This window comes from Methylacidimicrobium tartarophylax (genome assembly GCF_902143375.2).
Classification (GTDB): Bacteria; Verrucomicrobiota; Verrucomicrobiia; order Methylacidiphilales; family Methylacidiphilaceae; genus Methylacidimicrobium; species Methylacidimicrobium tartarophylax.
Window position 1 is genome coordinate 1 of record NZ_CABFVA020000020.1, and the last position, 9,751, is coordinate 9,751.

Annotated in this window: 9 protein-coding genes; 5 read left to right on the forward strand and 4 right to left on the reverse strand. The window is 61.6% G+C overall.

The features are described 5' to 3' along the window. From murJ to MAMT_RS02825, 4 genes are all read right to left on the reverse strand, one after another. On the reverse strand, window positions 1–1,669 hold a 1,669-nt coding region (murJ, locus tag MAMT_RS02810), incomplete at its 3' end, for a murein biosynthesis integral membrane protein MurJ (RefSeq protein WP_142659450.1). Next, window positions 1,666–2,658 (reverse strand): lipopolysaccharide heptosyltransferase II, encoded by a 993-nt coding sequence (gene waaF, locus MAMT_RS02815; RefSeq protein ID WP_142659452.1) that lies wholly within the window; start codon window positions 2,656–2,658, stop codon window positions 1,666–1,668. The genes murJ and waaF, both read right to left, overlap by 4 nt. Continuing rightward, a complete protein-coding gene (lpxK, locus tag MAMT_RS02820) occupies window positions 2,655–3,902 on the reverse strand; it encodes a tetraacyldisaccharide 4'-kinase (RefSeq protein WP_142659454.1) in 1,248 nt (415 codons plus the stop codon). Before lpxK ends, waaF begins: the two co-directional genes overlap by 4 nt. Window positions 3,903–3,981: 79 nt before the next feature. Then, window positions 3,982–4,845, reverse strand: coding sequence for a type 2 periplasmic-binding domain-containing protein (locus MAMT_RS02825; RefSeq protein WP_142659456.1), 864 nt, complete (start codon window positions 4,843–4,845; stop codon window positions 3,982–3,984). A 201-nt stretch (window positions 4,846–5,046) separates the two neighbouring features. Here MAMT_RS02825 and MAMT_RS02830 point away from each other — a divergent pair, with 201 nt between their 5' ends. The 5 genes from MAMT_RS02830 to MAMT_RS02850 form a co-directional block, all read left to right on the forward strand. Beyond that, window positions 5,047–5,232, forward strand: coding sequence for a hypothetical protein (locus MAMT_RS02830; RefSeq protein ID WP_142659458.1), 186 nt, complete (start codon window positions 5,047–5,049; stop codon window positions 5,230–5,232). 31 nt (window positions 5,233–5,263) lie between these two features. Beyond that, window positions 5,264–5,740 carry a Minf_1886 family protein gene (locus tag MAMT_RS02835; protein WP_142659459.1) on the forward strand — a complete coding sequence of 159 codons (477 nt, stop codon included), beginning with the start codon at window positions 5,264–5,266 and terminating at the stop codon, window positions 5,738–5,740. A 67-nt stretch (window positions 5,741–5,807) separates the two neighbouring features. Further along, window positions 5,808–8,390 carry a M16 family metallopeptidase gene (locus MAMT_RS02840; protein WP_142659462.1) on the forward strand — a complete coding sequence of 861 codons (2,583 nt, stop codon included), beginning with the start codon at window positions 5,808–5,810 and terminating at the stop codon, window positions 8,388–8,390. 229 nt (window positions 8,391–8,619) lie between these two features. After that, a complete protein-coding gene (locus MAMT_RS02845; RefSeq protein ID WP_142659463.1) occupies window positions 8,620–9,042 on the forward strand; it encodes a DUF1844 domain-containing protein in 423 nt (140 codons plus the stop codon). A gap of 49 nt (window positions 9,043–9,091) precedes the next feature. Further along, window positions 9,092–9,751: GTP 3',8-cyclase MoaA (locus MAMT_RS02850; RefSeq protein WP_142659465.1), on the forward strand; the 660-nt coding region annotated here is incomplete at its 3' end.

A 9,751-nucleotide genomic window follows, 5' to 3' on the forward strand; every position in this document is an offset into this window, starting at 1 on the left:
GCCGGAGAAGCCGGCGGAGAAGATCCAGGGCCTCGCGGCATTCTTCCAAGCGGAGAGTGCGGGCGCAAAGGAAAAAGGCCAAGGCACCGGAGGAGACTGCCGCCGCGACGAGCAGTGCGCTGCCCATGGGAACAGAAGGCAGGGGAGAGCGTCCCGCAGCCCGGGCAACCCAGCCGGCCGTAATGCCGCAAGCGGCGGAGGCGATCGCTAAGCGCCAGAGGAACGAAAGCCAGTGCCGAACGCCTCCCGGGAAGACACGGCGGTCGAGGGAAAGAAAGAGTTGTGCGCAATTGAGAAGGGCGACCAGCGAGGTGGTGAGAGCCAGGCCGACGTGACCGAAGGAGAGCGTTTTGACCAGAAGGAAGTTGAGCACGAGGTTGAGGCCGATGCCGAAGAGACTGACCCGGAGGGGGATCATCGGGGAGTCGAGGGCGTAAAAACAGGGAGCGAGAATCTTGATCCCGGCGTAACCGGCAAGCCCGAGGGTGTATGCTGCCAGCGCCGTCGCCGTCTGGTGGGTATCCCAGGAGGTGAAGCGGCCATGCTGGTAGATGAGCCGGATCAGCGGTTCGGAGAGGACAGCCAGCCCGACGGCGGCGGGGACGGTGTAAAAGAGGCCGAGACGAAGGGAGTGGCGCAGCGTCTGCCGAAAGGAGTCGAGATCCGCTCGAGCCTGCTGACGGGAGACGGTGGGGAGCGTAACGGTGGCGATCGCCACGCCGAAGACCCCGATGGGAAACTGCATGAGACGGAAGGCGCAGTTGAGCCAGGAGCGGCCTCCGTTGATCTCCGAGGCGAACATGCCGTTGATCAATACGTTCACTTGCACGGCCGCTCCGGCGATCACGCTGGGGATCATCAGACGCCATATTTCTTGAAGCTTCGGGTCCGAAAGGTCGAGATCCCATCGCCAGGCGTAGCCGATCCAGCGAAAGGCCGGAACCTGAATCAAAAGCTGGGCGAGACCCCCGAGGAGGACGCCGAAGCAGACTCCGAAGACGCCGGCTTCCCCGAACGACGGATGACTGAGGTTGCGCTGGGGTTCCAGCGTATAGGCAAAAAAGACCCCGAGAACGACGGAGACGATGTTGAAGGCGGTCGAGGCCGAGGCGGGCAGACCGAAAATCCGTCCGGCGTTCAGGATCCCCATGGCGACCGCGGCCAGGGCGACAAAGAGGATGAAGGGGAAGAGGACTCGTGTGAGCCGCACGGTCAGCTCGAACTTTCCGGGAACGGCGTGAAAGCCGAAGCTGGTCAATTCGACAAGGAGAGGAGCCAAGAGCATGCCCGCCAAGCAGAGCGCGGAGAGGAGGATCAAGAGAATCGCAAGCAGATGGTTTGCCAAGGAAAACGCCTTGGCCTTCCCTTGCGTTTCCCATGTCTTCGCAAAGACGGTCGTAAAGGCAGTGGAAAGAGCTCCTTCGGCGAAGAGATCGCGAAAAAGGTTGGGAATTTGGAAGGCGGCAAGGTAGGCGTCGAGCAGCTTGCCTGCACCGAAAAGAGCGGCAAAGACAAGCTCGCGGATGAGGCCGAAGATCCGTGAACCCATGACGGCGAGGCTCACGACCCCTGCCGCCCGGTGCGTGGCGGCGTTTCCCTCAGGAGATCCCTTCGGCGGGGAGGGAAGCGGTGGCGGCAGGGAAGCCTGGGGATCGTTGGGGGCGTTCACGAAGAAACGGTCGGAGAGCAGCCCAGTTGTTCCAGGCAGGCGGAGAAAACTGCCTCTGGATGGATTTGGCGCAGACAGGCCAGGTCTCTGGGGCAGGTGCGCAGAAAACAAGGACCGCAGGGTACCGGATGGGAAAGGACCCGGGTGGTCGTTCCCAGAGGTCCGGTCCGCACCGGATCCGTCGACCCGAAGAGGGCAACGACCGGTACTCCGAGAAGAGCCGCGACATGCATGGCTCCGCTGTCGTTACAGACGACAAGCCGGGCGTGCGCAAGAGCCGAAAGAAACTCTTCCAAGCTCGTTTGACCTGCTAAGCTCTCGACACCCGGAACGGCCGAGGCGATCTGCCGGCAGATCTCCCGGTCGCCGGCGGCCCCGTAAAGGCGCACGGGATAACCCGTGGCGGCATGCAGTCGCCGAGCCAAGATCATATAGGATTCGGCCGGCCAGCGTTTGGCCGGGCCATATTCGGCGCCCGGGCAGAAGGCGATGACCGGCTCCGGCGGTTGGCCCGACGAGGCGATGGGACGCAATTCGGGTGTCGCCAGGGAACCCGAAGCTCCGAGCTCCTGGGCCAGGGCAAGGTAGCTCGCGGCTTGCCGCGGGAAAGTCTCTCCGGGTTCTCCCCGCAGAACAGGGCGGCTCAAGAGCACGGATCGGGGCCAGGCCGTCTTGCCCCAGATCCTGGGAATGCCGGCAAGGCGGGCCTCGAGAGCCGATCGTGGGGAGTTCGGCAGCAGGAGCGCAGCCTCGAATTTCCCTTCACGCAGCCTTTGGGCCGTGCAAAGGAGGCAGTTAGGTCGGTCGAGAGCGACGACGCGATCGACAAACGGGCAGAGGTCCCAAAGAGCGCGTAATTTGTCCGGAGTGGCTACGGCAAGGGGACCTCCGCCGAGCCACCTTTTGAGGCTTGCCACCGCGGGGAGACTCAGAACGGCGTCGCCCAACCAGTTGGGAGAGCGGACCAGAAGGGAAGGGGGGGGAATCACGGGAGGATGGGATGAGCTCCGTTGAGCATCGGCTGCTCCACGGCAGAGGAAGGGCGGCCGGGCGGGGAAAAAGCGAGGGGCTCCCGTTCCCGCATTTTCTCACGAAGACGGCTTTGGAGAGCTTCGGCTCCATGGAGAAATTCGATTTCCACGCGGAGAAAGTAGATCGGGACCGGAGGCGGGGTGCTCAGGAAAGGAAGCCGAACGGCGTCTTTTTCGGTCGTGAGGATGGCAGCGGCGGAACGGGCTTTTGCCCTCTCCATCACGCGGAGAAGTTCGTGCTCGGCAAACCGGTGATGGTCGGCAAACCGCCGAGAGTAGACGATCTCGGCCCCGAGCTTTCGCAGTCCGTTCTCGAAGCTCTCGGGACGCGCGATCCCGGAAAGGGCAACGACGCGCAGCCCTTGGAGGAAGTTCAGTCCGCGTTTCTCTCCGGTGCTCACGTGGGCGAGATAGCGCGGGAGGTGGGCGCACTCGATGATGGGGGCGTGTCGGTTGTATTGGCGCAGCTCGGATTTCAGGTCGGCGAGCGGGGAGCCGTCGCACTTGGTGAGAAGGAGGATATCCGCCCGACGAATATGTCTCATCGGCTCACGGAGCGTGCCGCGCGGGAGCAGGAAGCCATTGCCGAACGGCGTCTCTCGGTCTACCAGGACGATGTCGATCCGCTCTTTGAGAGGAAGATATTGAAAGCCGTCGTCGAGAAGAATGGTGTCGATCCCCCACCGCCGGATCGCGGTCAGGCCGGAGCGGACGCGATCCTTCCCCGTCAGGATGACGACCCCTTGCAGATTGGAGGCGAGCATGTAGGGTTCGTCCCCGGCCAAAAGGGGTCCGAGGAGAGCCCGCTTCCCATCACAAACGATGCGCGGGCCGGGATGAGGCTGCCCCTGGCCGGCTAGCCTCCATCGCGCCCAAAACGGACGCGATGCGCTCTTGTACCCGCGGCTGAGAATGGCGACTCGGCGGCCCGCGCGAGTCAGTTCTCGAGCAAGCTTTTCCACCACAGGGGTCTTCCCCGTTCCTCCCACCGTGAGATTGCCGACGCTGATGACCAGGCACCCTAGAGAGTGGGAATGCACGAAGTTCCGGTTGTAGAGCCAGAGCCGGAGGCGGACCAACGGGCCATAGAGCAAGGATAAGAGGAACAGCAGCCCCCGCAGGAGTGTCGCCCGTTTTCCATCCCGACGCTCTAAGACAACATCGACCGCGAAGCGTTCGAACCGATCCCGCCAGCGAGGCATGTGATGCCGATCTCCTTTCCCTTGGCTCTCCGCCCCTTCTTCCGCTCTTTCTCCGACCGGGCGGAGCCGAGAGCGCCGCTCAACCGGCGGCGGGCGATGAAGGGAGCCAGTCTACGCGAGCGAAGACGGATCGGTCGAGGAGGGACTCGGCCGGGTAGACGTTGGGATTATGGAGAAGCGCTGTAGGGACCGCTTGACGCGCTTCCCGTGTGGTGACCGCAAGAAGGGCTTCCGAGGCGTAACGGCCAAGATTGCTGGGACGAAACATCTCTGGAAGAGCCGTCCCCGCCAACTTTGGATTGGCGCATCCCCGAGGGATTACCCAGTGGAAAAGCCGGATCCAAGAGCCTTCGGCGGGGATGCGGACGATCCAGCCGGGGCCTGCCCCGCGTGCTTCGAGCTGCTGTACGAAGTCGACTTCGATGCGGGCATTCTCGCCCTGGGGAGTTGCAGCCGGAGCGGCTTGGCCGCCCAGGGAGCCGGGGAGCGGGGGGAAGCCATGCGCAAGAGCTGCGAAAAGAAAGCGGGAAAAGAGGGGGGAGGAAGGAGGCCGAAACGGAATGCGCCCATCCGCAAGCTCCTTCCAATGGCTCGGCACCTCTGCGGCCGCACCCTGGCCACCGATCGCCAGCAAGGTGAAACCGAAGGGCCAGGCATATTGGTTGGCTGGATCGAAATAGTGATGGAGGAATTGCGGCTCCGCCGGAAGCGGCGCAGAGAGGGCCGAGGCAAGAGGCAGGAGGAGGTTCGCTCGGCAGAGGGAAAAAAGCGTTGTGTCGGGGAGTGCGGCAAGGTCGAAGGAACCGGAGGCAACCAGATTCCGGCTCTCCTCCTCCCTTGCATACGCTTCTACGGAGATCTCGGAGCCGAGGGAGGCGCGTAACGCATCGAGAAGCCAGGGAGAAAACAGCTTGGCGGGAGCAAGGATGCGGAATGCGGACATCGTCTCGATGAGATCTGCGGGGAGGAGGAGAAAAGCAAGGAAAAAGCGGAAGAGCTCTCCGAACCTTGTCTCGCCTTCGGTCTTTGGTTGTGCACCGGTGGGAGTGGATCGCAGGCGAGAAAGCGATTAGTTCATTGCCGCACAATGGTTCCGGGAAAACTGCTTGAAATACGGAACCGTTCAGGAGAGATATGCAGTAAGGTGGCCGGTCTGCGAGCTTGGTGGAAGAGTCGAGACGTCTGGTTAACCCGTCGGGAGCAGGGGCTCGTCTTCTTCCTGCTCGTCGTATTGACGCTAGGCGGAATGGTAAAGCTCTTGCGTGAATCCTTTGGGAACAAAGATCTCGGCCGGGGGTTCGTGGAACAGCCTCTTCACAATAATCCGTAGGTTTCGAGAGAAGGGGAGAGCACTAAAACATATGCGCAAGCGGAACTTTGCCAGCATTGTCGAGGAGATTTGCGAGCGGGATGGACGATATGTCGATGAGGCATACTATTTTGTTCGCGAGGCTCTGCATTCGACGGAAAAGGGGGGGAAGCGCAAGGGAAAGCGTCGAATGACGGCTGCATCGGGCATGGAGCTTTTGGAAGCCTTGCGCGCGCATGCCCTTCGAGAATTCGGGCCCATGAGCAAACTGGTTTTGAGGGAATGGGGGATCCGGAACTGCAGCGATCTGGGCGACGTAATCCTTACCCTCGCTTCCTACGGGGTATTAGGCCAAGCGAGCGCGGGAACGCGGAAAGATTTTAAAAAGGGCTTTAGCTTCACCTCGGCGTTTGTAAAACCGTTTTGTCCCGCCGGGGCGATCCGATCCGCAGGAAAGCGAAAGGCCGGCCAGACGGAGACGAAAGCCGGCAAGACCGGTCGAGCGAAGAAGAAGGCGCCGGCCGCATAACAAAAACAAACGCGGGGCCAGGAGAGTCGCGGGGTTCCGCCGCCGGCTCTTCTCCCCGAGGATCGCCATGAGTTCCCCACTACGATCGACCAGTGGCCCGTCGTCGGCGGCCGAAGAACCGTTACCGCTCTCGCTTTTAGAGGTAGAACGGAAGGAGTTGGCCAATGGCTTGACCGTGCTCGTCAATCGGGACATGCGCGCACCGGTGGTCTCCCTCCAGTGCTGGTGCGCGACCGGGAGCATCCATGAGGGCCGCTGGATTGGCTCGGGGATCTCCCACCTCTTGGAGCATCTGCTCTTTAAAGGAACTCCTACGCGGACCGGCATCCAGATGGTCCAGGAGATTCAGGATCTTGGCGGTCACTTCAACGCCTACACGACTTACGAACGGACCGTCTATCATATCGATCTGCCGGCGGAGTCCTGGCGGCAGGCCTTGCCCATCCTCGGCGACGCCGTGCTCCATCCGGAGATCGATTTGGAGGAGTTTACCCGGGAAAAAGATGTGATCCGTCGGGAATTCGCCATGGTCGAGGACGATCCCGAGAGCCAGCTCTTTCAGGCGGCTTTGGAAACCACGTTCCTAAGACATCCGGTTCGGTTTCCGATTATCGGTCAGATCGATCTCTTCAACGCACTAAGCCGGGAGGACGTCGTTGCCTATCATCGGGAGCGGTATGTGCCGCAAAACCTCTTTCTGGTCGTCTCCGGCGCGGCGGAACCGGATGAGGTCTTTCAAGCGGCGGAGCAATGTTTCGGCCGGGAGTCGCGTCGGTTCCTCTCCGACACTCCTCTTCCCGCGGAACCCGTTCAAGTCGCCGCACGGTACGCTCGGAAAGCGTTTCCGAGCGAGCTGGCGCGCATTGCCATCCTCTATCCCGTCCCCGAGTTCGGTCATCCGGACTCCGCCGCGCTTCGGGTCCTCGCCTTATTCCTCGGTGAGAGCCGGAGTTCGATCTTGCACCAAAAGTTAGTCGAACAGGAGAGCTTGGCCGAAGAAGTAGAGGCGTTTACGTTCGCCGGACCGGAGGCTGGGGTCTTCGGCGTCGAAGCGCGGTGCGCACCGGAGCGGCTGGAGAAGTTGGCGGCTCGGCTCCGCGAAGAGCTTTACGGGATCGGAGCGTCGCTGCCGGCGGAAGCGGACTTGACTCTGGCTCGCCGGTTGACTCTCGCGCGTTCGATCGCCGACCTGAAGACCATGGCGGGCAAGGCGGGAGCGGTGGGTTCCGGCTGGTTGTTGGCCCGAGATCCCTATTTGAAGGAAACGTTCTTGCGACTCTTGCTTGGTGTGACGGCCGAGGAGGTGCAACGAGTGGCACGCCAATATCTCTTGCCTCAGAAGGAAAATCGCATCGACCTCGTTCCTCTCGATTTCAAGCCCCCGGCGCACGGATCGAGGGGCGGCACGCATCCCGGAAGTAGGCTCACCCCGTCTTTGACGAAGGTGGGCGGGGGATTTCGAATGCTTTCGCTCGAAGACAGCCTGCCTCTCCAGTTCTTCCGTGCCGCCTTTGACGGCGGACTTCTTTTCGAGCCCAGGGGAAAAGAGGGGATCTGCTTTCTTTCCACCCAGCTTCTCCTCAAGGGCACTCGGAATCGGACCGCGGCCAGGATCGCTCGAGAGGTCGAGGAGCTCGGCGGCTCGATCGCAGCCGACGCGGGAAATAATTCTGCGGGCCTCTCGCTGGAAGTCTTGAGCGACCAGTGGGCGCCGGCGTTGCAGCTCTTTCTGGAGATGCTCCTCGAACCGGCCTTCCGGGAGGAAGAGATCGCCACCGAAAAACGAAAGCAGCTCTCCTTGCTTCAGGCTGAACGAGACGATCCGCTCTCCATCGCTCGCGACCTCGTTCGCCGCTCCCTCTGGGGGGAGCACCCTTACGGGGGCAACGTCTTAGGCAAGGAGGAGAGCCTTGCTTCGATTGACGCGGCCGATGTGGAGAACTTTCTTCGCAAGGTCCTTCTCACGAATCGGCTGATTCTTGCGGGAGCGGGTCCGGTAGACCCGGCGAAGTGGCAGCCGGTCATTGTCCAGGCGATGGCTTCCCGGTTGGGTGCGGCCACGACCCTTCCCTCTCCTCCCTTGCCGCCTCGTCTTTCGCAACCCGTACGGGCCGAAAGACGGGTTCCGGGCAAGGAACAAGCCATCGTGGAGATCGCCTTCCCGATACCGGAACTGGTTCATCCCGATCAGTTGGCTCTTGCGGTGGTAGGGGAGTCCCTTTCCGACCTAGGCAGCCGGCTCTTCGTCCGCGTGCGAGACGAATTGGGTCTGGCTTATTTCGTGAGCGCTTCTCGCTTCGTGGGACGTCAGGCGGGCTATTTCTATTTCTACGCAGGAACCGCCCCTGGCAAGGAAGGAGAGGTGGAACGCATTTTGCTTGAGGAAATCATCCGCCTTGCCGAAGGGGGGCTTTCGGAGAAGGAACTCGAACGAGCTCGAGCGAAACTGATTAGCGAGGAAAAGATGTCCTGGCAGAATCCCGCTTCGATCATGACGAGTTCGGCTCTGCACGAGCTCGTGGGCTTGGGCTGGGATTACGACGAGCGGAGGCTCCATCGCTTAGGGGCGATGGGACTGGATGAGGTCAATCGCGTTCTTCGGTCTTATTTTGAGACCAAAGGGTATGTGGTAGGGATCGTCCGGCCGTAGCCGTCATTTCTCACAAATTTCGTAGCCGAGGCGCCGCAAATGGGTTTGGATGCGAGGCGCGGCGCTGGTTTTCCGCCGGAGCTGTGTGAGGACGCGGCAAGGATGGAAAACCGAGCCCAACGAAGCAGACAAGGCCATGGTGCAAGCCGCAGGAGAAAGCTTGTGAGAAATGGTGCCTGACCTTACAGAAAGCGGTTGAGTCTTTCCCGAAAAGATCGTTTGGTTGGATATGGAACATTCACTCTCCGACGAGGAAGTGCAGGCTCGTTTCGCCCGCCATCTGCAGATGCAGATCGAGCATGTGCTCGTTCTGCTGGGACGGATTCCTCTTCCGGGCATGGAGGCAATGGAGCCCCGGCTGCCGGAGGCGCGGGAGCTCATCGATCATCTGGAGGCCTTGGAAGTGAAGACCCGCGGCAATCTTCAGCCGCACGAGCAGACGTTTCTTGGTACTGCTCTGACCGAGTTGCGCTTGGCGTATGTCGAGGCAAGCCAGGGCCGAGGGCGCGCGCCGGCGGCTTCCGCGCCGCAGTCTTCGGAACCCTTCCGCGCAGGCGCAGCCGTGCCGACGCCGGGCGGTTCAATCGCGTCTCCGCAGGAGCCGTCCGGGAGCGAGGAAACCAAAAAGAAGTTTTTCAAGAGCTACGGGTGAGATCGCATTGGTTTCACCGGGTTCATCTCTTGCGGCAAGAAAGAGGCACGTGAGTTGTCAGGATAGCTTTCGACGATCCGTCCATTATTTACGGATTTCGGTGACGGATCGATGCAACGAGCGTTGCCTCTACTGCTTTCCTCGGGATTTCGCCGGGTGGAGGGAGAAGGAAGCTCTTCTGAGCTACGAGGAAATCCTGGCGACGGTGGCCGTCTCGGTAGAACTCGGGTTCACCGATTTCCGTATCACGGGCGGGGAGCCCCTCGTCCGGCCGGGAGTGCCCGACCTGGTGCGTGAGATCGTGAGAATTCCCGGGGTGAAGAGCGTGCGGCTCTCGACCAACGGCACTCATCTGGCGGGCATGGCCGTCCCATTGCGGGAAGCCGGTCTTGCCGGAATCAACATCAGCTTGGATGCCCTCGACGCGAAGCGCTATTACGAAATTACCGGAGGCCAGCTCGGCCCGGTGCTCGAGGGGATCGAAGCCGCGCGTGAACTCGGCTTTCCGTTGATCAAGCTCAACGCGGTCCTGCTGCGCCATCGCAACGAGGATCAGATCGAGCCGTTGCTCGATTTTGCGGCGCAACGCGGCCTCCTTCTCCGATTCATCGAGCTCATGCCGGTGACTTCTCGAGAGGTGCTTCGTCCGGATAATTTTCTTTCGGCCTCCGAGGTCCGCCGGAAACTCGAAAAAGTCGACCGGCTCGAG

Excerpts from the sequence above, each read along its gene's own strand:
- lpxK (WP_142659454.1), bottom strand. The coding sequence starts at position 3,902 with ATGCCTCGCTGGCGGGATCGGTTCGAACGCTTCGCGGTCGATGTTGTC.
- MAMT_RS02825 (WP_142659456.1), bottom strand. The coding sequence starts at position 4,845 with ATGTCCGCATTCCGCATCCTTGCTCCCGCCAAGCTGTTTTCTCCCTGG.
- MAMT_RS02835 (WP_142659459.1), top strand. The coding sequence starts at position 5,264 with ATGCGCAAGCGGAACTTTGCCAGCATTGTCGAGGAGATTTGCGAGCGG.
- MAMT_RS02840 (WP_142659462.1), top strand. The coding sequence starts at position 5,808 with ATGAGTTCCCCACTACGATCGACCAGTGGCCCGTCGTCGGCGGCCGAA.
- MAMT_RS02845 (WP_142659463.1), top strand. The coding sequence starts at position 8,620 with ATGGAACATTCACTCTCCGACGAGGAAGTGCAGGCTCGTTTCGCCCGC.